13 protein-coding genes are annotated in these 13,268 nt (G+C 61.9%); 6 read left to right on the top strand and 7 right to left on the bottom strand.

Annotation, left to right across the window (positions count from 1 at the left end; genetic code table 11):
- Positions 1-372 (top strand): Bug family tripartite tricarboxylate transporter substrate binding protein (locus AC2FNB_RS13345; RefSeq protein ID WP_496747089.1); only part of this gene is annotated, 372 nt, incomplete at its 5' end.
- An 85-nt stretch (positions 373-457) separates the two neighbouring features.
- On the opposite strand, the gene AC2FNB_RS13340 is transcribed toward AC2FNB_RS13345, so the two are convergent.
- The 6 genes from AC2FNB_RS13340 to pheT form a co-directional block, all read right to left on the bottom strand.
- On the bottom strand, positions 458-946 hold the full coding sequence (locus AC2FNB_RS13340) for a nucleoside deaminase (RefSeq protein WP_496747087.1): 489 nt from the start codon (positions 944-946) through the stop codon (positions 458-460).
- 293 nt (positions 947-1,239) lie between these two features.
- Positions 1,240-1,914 carry an ankyrin repeat domain-containing protein gene (locus tag AC2FNB_RS13335; RefSeq protein WP_480749492.1) on the bottom strand — a complete coding sequence of 225 codons (675 nt, stop codon included), beginning with the start codon at positions 1,912-1,914 and terminating at the stop codon, positions 1,240-1,242.
- 65 nt (positions 1,915-1,979) lie between these two features.
- Entirely contained in the window at positions 1,980-2,462 is a 483-nt protein-coding gene (locus AC2FNB_RS13330) for a GlcG/HbpS family heme-binding protein (RefSeq protein ID WP_480749493.1), read from the bottom strand.
- 89 nt (positions 2,463-2,551) lie between these two features.
- Positions 2,552-3,160, bottom strand: coding sequence for a response regulator transcription factor (locus tag AC2FNB_RS13325; protein ID WP_496747082.1), 609 nt, complete (start codon positions 3,158-3,160; stop codon positions 2,552-2,554).
- Positions 3,157-4,638, bottom strand: coding sequence for a sensor histidine kinase (locus AC2FNB_RS13320; protein WP_480749495.1), 1,482 nt, complete (start codon positions 4,636-4,638; stop codon positions 3,157-3,159). The genes AC2FNB_RS13325 and AC2FNB_RS13320 overlap by 4 nt, the downstream gene beginning before the upstream one ends.
- Before the next feature lie 487 nt (positions 4,639-5,125).
- Positions 5,126-7,522, bottom strand: coding sequence for a phenylalanine--tRNA ligase subunit beta (pheT, locus tag AC2FNB_RS13315; protein WP_496747079.1), 2,397 nt, complete (start codon positions 7,520-7,522; stop codon positions 5,126-5,128).
- A gap of 241 nt (positions 7,523-7,763) precedes the next feature.
- On the opposite strand from pheT, the gene AC2FNB_RS13310 reads away from it, so the two are divergent.
- The 3 genes from AC2FNB_RS13310 to AC2FNB_RS13300 all read left to right on the top strand — a co-directional run bounded on the left by AC2FNB_RS13310 (position 7,764) and on the right by AC2FNB_RS13300 (position 10,468).
- On the top strand, positions 7,764-8,387 hold the full coding sequence (locus tag AC2FNB_RS13310; RefSeq protein WP_496747077.1) for a hypothetical protein: 624 nt from the start codon (positions 7,764-7,766) through the stop codon (positions 8,385-8,387).
- A gap of 328 nt (positions 8,388-8,715) precedes the next feature.
- Positions 8,716-9,318 (top strand): hypothetical protein, encoded by a 603-nt coding sequence (locus AC2FNB_RS13305; protein WP_480750727.1) that lies wholly within the window; start codon positions 8,716-8,718, stop codon positions 9,316-9,318.
- A gap of 160 nt (positions 9,319-9,478) precedes the next feature.
- On the top strand, positions 9,479-10,468 hold the full coding sequence (locus tag AC2FNB_RS13300; protein ID WP_496747075.1) for a S8/S53 family peptidase: 990 nt from the start codon (positions 9,479-9,481) through the stop codon (positions 10,466-10,468).
- 67 nt (positions 10,469-10,535) lie between these two features.
- On the opposite strand, the gene AC2FNB_RS13295 is transcribed toward AC2FNB_RS13300, so the two are convergent.
- On the bottom strand, positions 10,536-11,486 hold the full coding sequence (locus AC2FNB_RS13295) for a GlxA family transcriptional regulator (RefSeq protein WP_480750729.1): 951 nt from the start codon (positions 11,484-11,486) through the stop codon (positions 10,536-10,538).
- 69 nt (positions 11,487-11,555) lie between these two features.
- Between AC2FNB_RS13295 and AC2FNB_RS13290 the strand changes: the two genes are divergently transcribed.
- Both AC2FNB_RS13290 and AC2FNB_RS13285 read left to right on the top strand, forming a co-directional pair.
- On the top strand, positions 11,556-12,338 hold the full coding sequence (locus tag AC2FNB_RS13290) for a GntR family transcriptional regulator (protein WP_496747072.1): 783 nt from the start codon (positions 11,556-11,558) through the stop codon (positions 12,336-12,338).
- Between the two features lie 10 nt (positions 12,339-12,348).
- The gene (locus AC2FNB_RS13285) at positions 12,349-13,266 is read left to right on the top strand and encodes a dihydrodipicolinate synthase family protein (protein WP_496747069.1); all 918 of its coding nucleotides are present in this window, start codon (positions 12,349-12,351) and stop codon (positions 13,264-13,266) included.
- Positions 13,267-13,268 lie beyond the last annotated feature (2 nt).

The following is a 13,268-nucleotide window of genomic DNA, read 5'->3' as shown; positions in this document are numbered from 1 at the left end:
CTCGACAGCTTCTACGACATGGTCGTTCAGAACAGCGAGATGATTGAGGACAAAGAGGCCGTGGCGATCGCGATCGCCTCGCCTGAACGCAACAAGGAAATCCCTGACGTCCCGACCTTCAAGGAACAGGGCTACGACATTGTGATCGAAAACTGGGTCGGTCTTTCCGGACCAGCGGGCATGGACCCGGCAACCGTCGAGACGATCCACGACACCGTCCTGGCCGTCTTTGCCAATCCCGATGTCCAGGAAAGGCTAAAGGAACTCGGCATCACCCATACGGCGATGTCCACCGACGACTACACGGCCTTCGTCGCAAATTCGATTGAGGTCTGGGCGCCGCTCATCGAGTCGGCCGGAATCAAGGAATAAGCCAGACTGGTTTGGCCGCTGCGCTCTGCCGCGGCGGCCTACATTTGGTGGCCCTTGCCACGCAGGCCCGCCAAAACGTCACGCGTCATTTGCGTGTCTCGGCCCAAGCAGCGATTACCTCGACTGCCACCTCGGACAAATGTTGCTCAGCCGGGATGTCCCGGGCATCAACTGGCTGGATGCATGCCTCCCGCAGCTTCTCAGAATCGATTGAAAATCTGGAAGCAGGAGACAGCCCATTCATGGCAGAATCCGACTGCGCGAGACTTGCGGCATAATACAAGCGCGATATCTGTGCGATCTCCATGGCGGCCACGCAAAGCGGACATGGCTCGCAGTTCGTATAAAGTTCGCAACCGCTGAGATCGACGGTCCCGAGGTTCCGGGCCGCGTCGCGAATGGCCTCGATCTCACCATGTGACGTGGGATCGTGATTGAGCAAGGATCGGTTGATCCCCTCACCCACGATCCGACCGTTTCGCACGATCACCGCGCCGAAGGGTTCGGTTCCCTCCGTCATAAGCGCTGTTGCCGAGAGCTCGATAGCGCGGAGCAAGAAGTCTTCGACATACATGATGTAAGTGTCCTTTACCGAAGCGGTTTCACTGCCCTTGCCTTCGCCGCCTGTCAGGTCTCAGAGCAAAACCCTTACAGATCGACGAGTTGGTCGCCTGTGGTATTCGGATCATCCCGGCCAGGATCGTCAAGCAGATACGCGCTCCGCGACGTCTGAACCATCTTATTGGGCCTGTGACGCTTGATTGCCGATCTCTGTTCTGCATCTCTTAAGCACAACGGTGAGCCAGATCAGACGGGCATATCAAAGAGCCGGATGCGCCGCCCGATAAGGCGCCTCGGCACTGGCCGTCAGTTCGGCCTTTTCAACCGTTCAGCCATCTCCTTGAACCCACGCGCTTCGGCGTGCTGCAGCGGTGTGACGCCATCGCGGTCGGCCAGGGACCGGTCGGCCCCGGCGGAGAGGAGCGCGTCGAGCACGGCCTGGTGATCCGCGCCACCATCGCCCAGAACCACAGCTTCCATCACCGCCGTCCAGTGCAGGTTGTTGATGTGATCGAGCGGCGCGCCCGCGTCGATCAGACGCCGCACCACCTCGGCATGACCGAGATGCGCCGCGGCGATCAGCGCGGTGCCAAGATAGGGACTCGTCACGAGGCCCGGATCGTTGCCCAGTTCGATGGCGAGCGACATCAGCTCGAGATCATCCGCGACGGCTGCGATCGTCACGACGTCATAGGCCCGGTGTTCGAGGGCATTCATGTCGGCACCGGCCTCCGCCAGAGCGCGCAATGCCTCGTCCTCGGACGCGAAGGCTGCCACATGGATCGGCGTCCGGCCTCTGGAGTCTCGGGCATCGACGTCGGCGCCTTCACGGATCAGACGCTCGATCCCAGCGACATCGCCCTCATGGGCGGCCTGGAAGAGGCCGTCGTAAGCAGCGACCTCGCTGGCAGAGGGGGCGGTTTGCGCAGCGACCGGACCGGCGAGGCCAATGAGAAGGGCAGTCAGGGAAAGACGGCGCATGGGTCTACCTTTCTTGGGGTGTTCGTGAGGACGGGTCCGCGCATCAGGCGCGGACCCCAATGGATTCACTCGGCGCCGATTGCGTCCAGTCCGGCACGGGCGCAGGCCTCGTCCAGGTGTCCGCCGGGGGCACCTCCGACGCCGATACCGCCCACCAGCGCGCCTCCGATCCTGATGGGCAGACCACCGCCCTGGATAACCATGCGCGCATCCATGTAGCGCAGACCGTCGTGCTGCGGGTTTTCGCCGATGAACTCGGCAAGCCCTGCCGTGTCGCGCCCCATAGAGGCCGAGGTGAAGGCCTTGCCCTGAGCGCTGCCGACGGTATGGGGCCCCGAGTTGTCGGCCTTCAGGTGCACCTTGGTGGCACCATCGCGGGTGACGATGGCAACGCTCACGTTGTAGCCGTCAGCGGCACAGGCTTGAAGGGCCACATTCGCGGCGTCGCTCGCCATGGCAAGCGGCAGATAGGGGCTGGTGGGCAGGTCCTGCGCGTGCGCTGCCACGGGAGCGGCGAAAGCGGCGAGAAGGGTGATTGTTCTGAGCATGTCGGTTCTCCTTTGCTGGTGATAGGGAGACACCTAAGCCACCACGGGATTCTAACCCATTCGTAGGCCAGCCCAACACCTCCGTAGAACTACCGAGTGGGCTCGGCCTCGATCCAGAGACGCGTCATCTCGGCCGGCGAGGTGGTGCCGAGCTTGGCCCCGATCGCCGCGCGATGGCTTTCCACCGTCCGGGGGGAGACTTTAAGCGCTGCGGCGATGTCGCGGGTCGCGAAGCCCCGCGCCACGAATGACAGGACTTCCCGCTCGCGCGGCGTCAGCCCGGACAGGAGCGCCAGTGTTTCCCGGCGCTCGGCGTCTGCTTCGGCGGTCCTGCTCAGTGCTGCCTGCCCCTTCTGTATGGCGTCAATGAGGTCCTGCTCGTCCACCGGTTTCGACAGGAAGTCGATGGCGCCATTACGGAACGCCTTTCGGCAGGCTTCGATATCGCCATGCCCGGAAATCACCACCGTCGGCCATTCCACACCGCTTGCGGTCAGGCGTTCCTGCAGCTTCAATCCCGAGATTGCCGGCATCCGGATATCGAGGATCAGGCAGCCCGGGCCCAGCTTCGGAAGAGCCGACAGGAAGTCTTCGGGACCGGCGAAGGTCCTGACATCGATCCCCACGGTGGAGAGCAGCAGCGAGAGAGCGTCCCGGACCGCCGCATCGTCGTCGACAAGATAGACCGGCGCGGTCATTCCGCCGCCTCCCGGGCGGCACGGGCCAGAGGCAAGCTGATCCTGAAGCGTGCACCCTCGCGGGCCTCGACCAATGTCAGATCGCCGGCGGCTCGCTCGACAAGGCGATGGCTAAGCGCAAGGCCGAGGCCTGTTCCGTTCTCCCGGGTCGTGACAAAAGGGATGAACAGCCGGTCCCGCACATCCGGACGAATTCCGGGACCGGTGTCGCTCACCTCGATCACCACCATCTCGGCGTCGAGCGACGCCTCAACGGCAACCTCCCGCGTCCCCGTACTCTCGGCGACCGCGTCGAGCGCGTTCCGCATCAGGTTGAACAGGACCTGCTCCATTTCCACCCGATCGCCCTCCACCGTCAGAGGCGTCGGTGGCAGCGTCAGGGTGAGGCTGGCGCCAAGCTCTTGTGCCTGTCCCGCGAGCAGGCTTTCCGCCACGCGGATGCAGTCTCTGAGATCGATGGGTTCCGCGTGGCGCTCCCCCGGCCGCGTCCACGTCCGCAGGCGCTCCAGAATAGCGGAGGCGCGCCGCGTCTGTCCAACGACCTCCTCGAGAATCTCCGCGACGCGGTCTGTGTCTCCGCGTGCGGCAAGGTGTCGGGCCGCCTGCGCCTGCGCCAGGATCGCCGTCAGGGGCTGGGTCAGTTCATGCGCCATGCCACTTGCCATCTCGCCGAGCGCGTTCACCCGGGATGCATGGCTGAGACGGGTTTCGAGACCGCTGAGTTCAGCCCGCGCCTCCGCGGCGCGGACCTTGGCGCGTTGTCGGCCGATCACGCGCAGCGCTAGGGCACACAATGCGATCACGGCCAGGACGAGGACCACCCGGCCCAGCGGCAGAATGTCCGATATTGTCATGCGGATCGCCGTCTGCAGTTCAAGCGGCTGCGTGCCACTCGACAGGGCGCGAGTAAACTGCGGCGCGTGGGAGTCTGCGACGACGCCAATCAGCGGAGTGCCGTCCGGCAGCGCCAGCCAGCGCGACGCCTCGGCCCGCGTCCAATAGGCGGAGTCTCCATCCAGCAGGGCCGCGGCATCAATGACAAGGGCGAGCCCATAGCGCGCCGCGTCGGAGTTGGGGCTTCGTTTGACGATCAGGTAGGCCGGGCGGTCAGAGGGATGCCGCACCAGGACCGGCGCGCCGGTCGAGCGTTCGGCGTTTGCGCGGATGAGCTCCCGGAGATCAGTCTCGCGGACCCCGATTTCCAGCACGCCGTCTTCTCCGTCCAGCGGCACGAGGGAAATGCCGATGATCCGGGGGTAGAACCGCATGATCGCGCCCGCGACCTCGCGAACGAGGTCCGGACGCTGCTCCGCTCCGGCCACCGCGATGGCAGACAGGGCCGTCAGATGCGCATCGTGCTGATCGACGCGTTGTGAGGCGACCGCGTGAAGGCGATCGCTCTCCGCCGTCAGGTCGGCCAGCCGCGCGCTGCGCTCGAAACCGGCGAGAAGCCCAAGCGCCAGGACGCAGACAACCACCCAGGCGATCCCCCGGGCAAGGGGTCGGCGCAGGATGTCTCGTGCTGGTCGCGCTCTCTCTGACACGTGTCCGGTTCCGGTGTGGGCGATGCCTCTTCAAGCATCGTGACGTGGAGACAAGCATATCCTCCTGGCCCCGTTTTGAAATCCGTAGGACTACAGAGGCGCGAGGGACATTTCATTGGTGCGTCGCTTGCCACTAAATGTGGGGCACCGGTCACTTGGGAGTTGGTTTGAACATCGAGAACATTTGATGTTCGCATCCTGCTTGCCCCAGTCGTTCACATACACAGCGAACAAATGTGTCCCACCCGTCTTACTTTTCACTTAGGTCGCGAACTACACAAAGCTGACCTTGGGTTGAAAAGATCGAAAGCCCGCTTCGTCCCGCACACCCGACATCAGTCAGTTGTTTTCGCGGGAAAAGCTCCCGATGGGTTTTCGGGAGCTGAATTGCATTTGCGTCGGTGGGTGTGCCTGGGCGGGATCAGCCGCGCAGAGTGCCGCCCGTCGCCTTGGTGACCTTGGCGATGATCTTTTCGGCGACCGCCTCGATATCCTTTTCCTTCAGGGTTGATTCGGTCGGTTGCAGGCGCACCGTGATGGCCAGTGATTTCTTGCCCTCGCCCAGACTGCCGCCGATGAACTCGTCAAAGACGCGCACGTCCTCGATCAGAGCCTTGTCGGCCCCGGCGGCGGCGTTGACCAGCGTCAGCGCCTCGACATTCGCGTCGACGACAAAGGCAAAGTCGCGTTCGACCGCCTGCAGGTCACGCAGCTCCAGCGCCTGACGTGTCGCGCCGGTCTTGCGCGGCAACGGCACCTCGTCGGGCCAGATGGTAAAGGCCATCGCCGGTCCCTTGATATCCATGGCCTGCAACACGCGCGGGTGCAGTTCGCCAAAGACGCCCAGAACCTTTTTCGGCCCCAGGCAGATCTTGCCGTGCCGACCCGGGTGCCACCAGTCCGGCCCGTCGCGCAGGATCTGCACCTTGGCCGGAGCGCCGATGGCGGCCAGCACAGCCTCGGCATCGGCCTTGGCGTCGAACACATCGACCGGGCGCGACGATCCCTGAACATCCTTGGGACCGGAACGGCCCACCAGCAGGCCGGTGATCTGGGTTTGCTGATCGCCCGGTTCGCCATCGTGGAACACCGGCCCCACCTCGAACAGGGCCAGATCCATGAAGCCGCGCGCCTGATTGCGAGCCGCCGCCTGCAACAGGCCCGGCAGCAGGTCGGGGCGCATGTGGCTCATCTCGGACGAGATCGGGTTTTCCAGCATCGTGGCGTCATCGCCGCCGCCGAACAGAGCCGCCGACGCCTTGTCGATGAAGGTATAGCTGACGCATTCGTTGTACCCAAGTGCCGCACAGGTGCGGCGAGCCATCGACTGGCGGCGCTGTGCCGGGGTCATCACAGGTTTCGGGATGCCTTCGGAAATGCGCGGCAAAGGTCTGCCCTGCAGCCTGGTCAGCGAGGCGATGCGCGCGACCTCTTCGACCAGATCGGCCTCGCCCATGATGTCGGGTCGCCAGCTGGGAACATGGGCCATGCTGCCCTCGAGCCGGAAGCCCAGCCGCGTCAGGGTCTGGCGCTGTTCGCTTTCGGGGATGTCCATGCCGACCAGCGATTGCACCCGCTCGGCATCCAGACGGAAGGCGCGCGCGTGGTTCGGCGCCTTGCCGGCCTCGACCACGTCCGACGCCTCGCCGCCGCAGATATCGAGGATCATCTGGGTGGCGTGTTCCAGCCCCTCGCGGGTGTATTCCGGATCGACCCCGCGTTCGAACCGGTAACGCGCGTCCGAGTTGATCTTGAGCGCCCGACCTGTCAGCGCGATCTGTACGTAATCCCAGAACGCGCTTTCGAGGAACACGTTGACCGTTTCCTCGGTACAGCCGGTTTCCATCCCGCCCATGATCCCGGCGATCGACTCGGGGCCGTTGTCGTCCGAGATCACCATCATTCCGGGCTGCAGGGTGTATTCCTTTTCATCCAGTGCCACGAGCTTTTCGCCACCCTTGGCACGATGGACCCGCAGGTCGCCCTGTACCTTGTCGGCGTCGAACACATGCAGCGGGCGGTTGTGGTCGAAGGTCATGTAATTGGTGATGTCGACCAGCGCCGAGATCGGACGCAGGCCGATGGCGCGCAACTGATCCTGCAGCCATTGCGGGCTGGGGCCGTTTTTCACGCCGCGGATCAGGCGCCCGGTGAAATGCGGCGCGCCGTCCAGCGTGTCGTCATCGATCATCACCTTGATCGGACTTTTGAAGTCGCCCGGCACCGGCACATAGTCACGGATCTTGAGCGTGCCCAGACCGCGCGCCGCCAGATCGCGGGCAATCCCGGCCACGCCCAGCGCGTCGGGCCGGTTGGGGGTGATTGCGATCTCGATCACCGGATCGACCTTGGCCGGATCATTCTCGGCCAGCCAGTCGACAAAGCGATCACCGACCTCGCCCGTGGGCAGTTCGATGATGCCGTCATGTTCGTCCGAAAGCTGCATCTCGCGTTCGGAACACATCATGCCATAGCTTTCGATACCCCTGATCTTGCCGACACCGATGGTGGTGTCGATGCCCGGCACATAGACGCCCGGCTTGGCGACGACGACGGTGATCCCCTGGCGCGCGTTGGGGGCACCGCAGATGATCTGCAACTCGCCTTCGCTGGTATCCACCTTGCAGACACGCAGCTTGTCGGCGTCGGGGTGTTTTTCGGCATGCTTGACATATCCGAGCGTGAAATCCCCGAGTGCATCGGCCGGGTTCACGACCTCTTCGACCTCAAGGCCGAGGTCGGTCAGCGCCTCGACAATCTCGTCAACCGACGCTTCGGTATCCAGGTGATCCTTGAGCCAGGAAAGAGTGAATTTCATCGGTCGCAATCCGCCAGTAATCTCGGGTCGGAACGCGTTTAGCGGATAATACGATCAGGTGGAAGAGGCCGCCGCGCCGCGCCGGTGGCTTGAAAGGGAATCCGGCTTCGCCAGCCGCTTCCGCTCCGTATTTTCGACACCCTTGGTGCGTCAATGCCACACCGGCAAAGCGTTTACGCGATTTTCAGACCCGTCGCCGAGAGTTTTGGTATTCTGCAACTCCACTCGAGGGGATTCCGCATTGGGCAAGGACGTGACCGCAATGGTGACGCGACGCATTTTCCAATCAGGCTCGGCGGCCCCCGTTCGGTGGCTGACGGTGCTGGCCGCATCCATGTTGTATTTTCTGGCAACCTCCGCAACGGCCCAACAGGGGGGCGATGCCGGGTTGAGGTTTGGGATTCCACCTGTCCCGCCATTGGACACGCCTGTTCCGGCAACGGTCGAAGCAGACACGACATTCGAGGCGGACAGCAAATGGAGCTTTCGCAATCTTATTCCGAACGGGTGGAACGGGCCCAACTTTCAGTGGAAGTCGAATGACGCCACGCCATCAACTTATGTCAGTGAACGCCCCAAAAAACGCCGGGTGGAAGAGACAAGCCCGCTTGCCCTCAATCGGGGCCTGACCTTGCAAACGGAAACGACCAGGAACAGCACACTGTCTTTTTCACTGTTCGATCTGGCGCCCTCCTCGGACAGTGAACGCACGTGCGGATCGCTTGACCCGAATAAAACCGTGACCTGGACGGGACATTGCCGGCCCCGAGACTCACGGCCCATGCGCGATTCTCTTTCGCGGCTGTTTGATGGCTCGGCTGTCGAGAATGTTCGACTGAAGGTCCGGTATCTGTTTCAATTCTGAACTCAGTCAACCCGGTTGCGAAGAACTGGGACGAAAGAGGAAACGCAAAAACACGTTTTGCCGCATGATCGCCATCTTTGCTCGATTATCACCTCACAATTGCCGCGATTGTCATTTTTGATCGAACGACCCGAAATCCAGCTGCCAATTGGAGGGTATCGACAAAATGAGTCTCGTTGAGTTCCTGTTGCTGTGTGCGCCGGTGTTATTGCCACTGCTGCTTCCTGACACCGCCCGACGGGCCGAAGCGCAGCGCGCGACGCGCCATCGCCGCGAGTAGACGCGAGCGACCCGGACAATGAGGCCTGGTTCCGCACACAAGACCGGCATGCGCGCACCGCTCCCGCAAGCGCTGAACGGCACGCGCGGTGTCCTGTTGGCGGTTGTGGTGGTTTTCACCTGCATGCTGCCGGCTTTGGGGCAGGCGCAAAACCTGTGGTCCAAGACCTATTTCATCTCGGCGAATGACGGATCATCCCTGTCCAACAGCGTTCGCAAGATCGGGCGCGGTGGCTATGAGCTGGCCAATGGGCAGCGCGTGTCATTCGGACAATGGTACGGCAGCCGGTGGGCGGACACCCATTTTACCTGGATGACCGAGTTGCACCCGAATTTTGGCGTCTATTGGGGCTTCAGCACCGGTGAACGTGGAGAGAAATACACGATTGATCCGGCGTTGAGGCTGGGGTTCGTGTATCAGACACAGCCGACCCCCAGCAGCACGCTGTCGCTTTCTGTGCTTGGCCTGATCGGTGGCAATCTGAGCGAGGACAGCTGTGCCGCAGACTATGGCGCCATCGGTGGCGTCCAGACGGTGAACTGCCGGCTTGCTGCATCTACCCTGCCACCCGAAGAGACGCTGAATTACATGCTCGACGAGTCACCCATGGAGCGGTTGCAGCTTCACGTACGCTACCTGTTCCGGTTTTGACAACAATCCGTGAAAGCCTATGGGATTAACCCGAGTGACGCACATAAACTCCAAAAATACACTCCAAAACGCCCATATGTCTGCATTTTTGCCCAAATTTCACCTTAGTCTTTCATTCTTATTGGATTGCCCCAAGTCCAGCTGCCAATTGGAGGGCCAGATGAAATTAAAGTATTTGACACCCGTGCTTGCCTCTGCCGTCGCGCTTGCGGCCTTTGCACCAACCCCGGTTATTGCCGAAGACAGCCCCTTGCTGATCGCCGCGCGTGGCGGGAACAAGCCAGACAAACCCGGCAACGGCGGCGGTGAAGACCCCGCGCCAAGCACCCCAACATATTACTCCTGGATGCACGCAGACATTCAGAGCGCCTGGAGCGACGGATATCTGGGCCAGAACGTGACTGTCACGGTGGTCGACGATTTCAACAGTCGCACAAAGCTGTTCGGCAATCTGGGCGAGGGCCTGAAACGCAAGCGGCATGGTGAGTGGACCTCGGCGCAGATTTCGATGCTCACCCCATCTGCAACGATGGTGTCGCATGAATTCACCTCTGGCGCCGGGTTTGCGTTGGGCGACGGGTTCAACGTGATCAACGCCAGCTATGGCTGGGTGGAATTTCCGGCTGCCTTCGGCGGTCTGGACGCACAGGAAATCTCGATCGTCGACTATGCCTTTGACGGATCGGCCTTTGTATCGAAATCCGCCGGCAACGAAAGCGTCGCCATCGGGGATGTCATCGCCTCGGGCACCTATGCGGGCCAGATTGATTACCTTGCGACAAACCTGATCGGCGCGCCGTCAGCCGTGTTTGTCGGCGCCCTTGACGGGCATGGCACGGCCGCGAACAAGGCGTCGCTTGCCAGCTATTCCAACTATGCCGGGACCAATGCTACGGTTCAGGGGCAGTTCCTGGTGGTCGGCGTCGAAAGTGGCACGACCGGCCTGGCGGGAACATCATTTGCCGCGCCAATGGTCGCCAGCTATGCGGCGGTTCTGTCGAACAAATTTTCGGGGGCAACCCCCACCGCCATCGCCAATCAGCTTTTAACAACAGCGCGCACGGATACTATCCTCGGTTACAATCCCGCGATTCACGGTCAGGGGGAGGCGAGCTTGTCGAACGCTTTGGCCCCCGTGTCGATCAACTGAACACGCACCCCGTGCGACGCTGCAGAAGCCCCCGGATCATCGCCGGGGGCTTCACCTTTTGAAGCGGTTATGACAGGCGGTCCCGCTGCAGCGACGGGTTGACGCCAAATGCGGCGCGATACACCCGCGAGAAATGGCCGGGGCTTTCAAAACCGCAGGCAAAGGCAACCTCGGTGATCGACGCCTCGGTCTGCAGTAACAGGTGGCGGGCGCGTTCCAGACGCATCTCCATGAAGTATTTCTTGGGAGAGGTGTTCAGATATTTGCCGAACAAGCGCTCAAGCTGGCGTGTCGAAATCCCGACCTCGTCGGCGATGGCCGATGGCGACACCGGATTGTCCAGATGGTCATGCATGATCTGGATCGCCTTGGCGAGATGCCGGTTTCGTATGCCGCTGCGCGATTGCAACGACACTCTTTGGGCTGCGGTAGCGTTGCGCACGGCGTTGTAAACCATCTGATCGGCCACGGCGAGTGACAGGTCATAGCCGTGATCGCGTTCAATCAGGTGCAGCATCAGATCTGCCGTCGCGGTGCCGCCGGATGCGGTGATGTGCCTTTCATCGACCACAAAGACGTTCCGCACCAGATTCACCTCGGGAAATTCCTCCATGAAACTGTCGTGGTATTCCCAGTGGATCGCTGCCTGCTGCCCGTCCAGGAATCCGGCCCGAGCCAGAATATAAGCGCCCGAGCACAGCGCCCCGATCGGGGTGCCGCGGGACCGCGCGCGGCGCAGCGCGGCGATAAGGCCGCGATTGTCCTGTTCATTCATGTGAATCCCGGACAGCACGAACAGCCGGTCACAGGCGGGCAATTCGGAGAAGGCGTGATGCACCAGCGTGACCGAATCGTTCGACGCCGTCGCGGTCTTGCCGTCAGCCGAGGCATAGGACCAACGATACAATGTGCGGCCACTGACCAAGTTGGCAATGCGCAACGGGTCCACCGCGCAGGAAAACGCCATATGGGTGAATTCCTCGACCAAAGCGAAGACGAAATGCTGCGGGTCCGCCATCACCGTTATTCCTTTTTGACCACCGGAGTATCAAATCGCACGATTTAGGATTGTATGCAAGATGTATTCATGATTAGTACACATCGTATCCCAAAAGAATCGACCCTGTTTGGGCTCGACCAGCCACCGAAGGCTTTGAACATGAAAGATACCGGAAAACACCGCAAAGCCGAGGTGCACGATTACCTCAGGACCAACATCCTGACTTTGGTGCTGGCGCCCGGCGAGGATCTGGACGAGGTGAGCTTGTGCAACAGGTTCGACCTGTCCCGCACCCCGCTGCGCGAGGTGTTCCGCGAACTGGCGGGTGAGGGTTATATCGAACTGCGCGCGGGACGCGGGGCGCGGGTTTCCGAAATGTCCCACACCACCTTGCGTGATTTCTTTTTGGCGGCACCGATGATCTATGGCGCGGTTCTGCAACTGGCGGCCAAGAACGCAACGCCTGCGCAGATCGACAAGCTGAAAGCGGCGCAGGAGGATTTCAAGGACGCCCTGCGCAGCGGTTCAAGCGCGGATCGGGCCATGGCCAACAACCGTTTTCACGAGATCACCGGCGAGATGGCCGACAACATCTATCTGCTGCCATCGTTTCGGCGGTTGCTGATCGACCACGCCCGCATTTCCATGACTTTCTATCGCCCGCAAAGCGCAGCGATGGCTGAAAACGTGGCCCAAGCCAGCACCCAGCACGACGCCATCATCGCCGCGATCGAAACCGGGGACGATGCCGCCGCCGCCCAGCTGGCAATCGATCACTGGAACCTGTCGCGCGACCAGATCGAGCTGTTCGTCATGCCCGCCGGGCTGGATGTGCCGCTGGGAACGGTTGCACGCAAAACCACTGCCTAGAGGACTTCGAATGACCCCAATCTTTCAATTCCACGGGATCTATACGCCTGTCGTGACACCTTATCACGAGAACGGCTCCGTCAACTGGGACGGTCTGGCGAATGTCATCGACTATCTGATCGACAACGGCGTTCACGGCCTGATCTCGGGCGGATCGACCGGCGAGAACTATGCCCAGACTGTGAGTGAGCGGCTGGATCTGGCGCGGTTCACGCACGACCGGCTGAAAGGGCGGCTGCCGCTGGTGGTGGGCACCGGCGCGATGCTGACGCCGGATTCGATTGCCTTGGCCTCGGGCGCCCGCGAGATCGGCGCGGATGCGATCCTGCTGGCCTCGCCTCCTTATTCTGTGCCGACCGACCGGGAAAATGCGCTGAACGCTCTGACCATCGACAAGGCCGCCGACCTGCCGGTGATGCTGTACAACTATCCGCACCGCACCGGCACCATGATGGGCGAAGAGTTCCTGGACCGCGTGGGACGCAGTCGGAATTTCTGCGGCATCAAGGAAAGCTCGGGCGATATCAACCGGGTGCACCTGCTGGCGCGGGATTATCCGCATATCCAGCTGGGCTGCGGAATGGACGATCAGGCACTGGAGTTCTTTGCCTGGGGTGCGCCGTTCTGGGTGTGCGGCGGGTCGAATTTTCTGCCGCGCGAACACGTAGCGTTGTACGAGGCCTGTGTCGTGCGGGGCGATTTTGCCAAGGGCCGACGGATCATGTCGGCGATGATGCCGCTGATGCGGGTGCTGGAACAGGGCGGCAAGTTCATCCAGACCATCAAGCATGGCGTCTCCATGAACGGCATTCAGGCCGGTCCCGTTCGGCCCCCACTCAAAGGGCTGAACAAGGACGACAAGCGCGCGCTTGAACAGGTGACGCGCGTGCTGAAACAGAAAATCTCCGACATCGTGGCAGAGGGCTGAGC

This window comes from Ruegeria sp. BHSB058 (assembly GCF_059613285.1).
This window is presented reverse-complemented; position numbering and strand designations above follow the sequence as displayed.

Excerpts from the sequence above, each read along its gene's own strand:
- pheT (WP_496747079.1), bottom strand. The coding sequence starts at position 7,522 with ATGAAATTCACTCTTTCCTGGCTCAAGGATCACCTGGATACCGAAGCG.
- AC2FNB_RS13300 (WP_496747075.1), top strand. The coding sequence starts at position 9,479 with ATGAAATTAAAGTATTTGACACCCGTGCTTGCCTCTGCCGTCGCGCTT.
- AC2FNB_RS13335 (WP_480749492.1), bottom strand. The coding sequence starts at position 1,914 with ATGCGCCGTCTTTCCCTGACTGCCCTTCTCATTGGCCTCGCCGGTCCG.
- AC2FNB_RS13305 (WP_480750727.1), top strand. The coding sequence starts at position 8,716 with ATGCGCGCACCGCTCCCGCAAGCGCTGAACGGCACGCGCGGTGTCCTG.
- AC2FNB_RS13330 (WP_480749493.1), bottom strand. The coding sequence starts at position 2,462 with ATGCTCAGAACAATCACCCTTCTCGCCGCTTTCGCCGCTCCCGTGGCA.
- AC2FNB_RS13290 (WP_496747072.1), top strand. The coding sequence starts at position 11,556 with ATGATTAGTACACATCGTATCCCAAAAGAATCGACCCTGTTTGGGCTC.
- AC2FNB_RS13295 (WP_480750729.1), bottom strand. The coding sequence starts at position 11,486 with ATGGCGGACCCGCAGCATTTCGTCTTCGCTTTGGTCGAGGAATTCACC.
- AC2FNB_RS13325 (WP_496747082.1), bottom strand. The coding sequence starts at position 3,160 with ATGACCGCGCCGGTCTATCTTGTCGACGACGATGCGGCGGTCCGGGAC.
- AC2FNB_RS13285 (WP_496747069.1), top strand. The coding sequence starts at position 12,349 with ATGACCCCAATCTTTCAATTCCACGGGATCTATACGCCTGTCGTGACA.
- AC2FNB_RS13340 (WP_496747087.1), bottom strand. The coding sequence starts at position 946 with ATGTATGTCGAAGACTTCTTGCTCCGCGCTATCGAGCTCTCGGCAACA.